Raw genomic sequence first — 257 nt, forward strand, 5'->3', positions numbered from 1 at the left:
GCTCAACTGGATCGGCCGCCGCTACGTGATGAGGAACAGCCGATGATCGAGGTGACGGCGGTGCATTTGACCACCTGCACCGAAAACCCCACGGTCGGTGCCACGGCGATGCGCAGCGCTTGGGGCAGTATCACGTAGCGCAGTTGTTCAAGGGGATTGAGCGCCAGGCTGGCCGATGCCTCCCACTGCCCATGGGCAATGGAATCAACGCAGCCGCGCCAGATCTCGGCCAGGTAGGCGCTGGTAAACAGGGTCAG

Annotated in this window: 1 pseudogene; it reads right to left on the minus strand. The window is 63.0% G+C overall.

Annotated elements, in window-relative coordinates:
• Positions 1–38: 38 nt before the first annotated feature.
• Positions 39–257: pseudogene (locus tag AC0L3B_RS39830) on the minus strand (ABC transporter permease subunit); the annotation flags it as partial.

The sequence above is a fragment of the Bradyrhizobium sp. Kon56 genome, assembly GCF_055807635.1.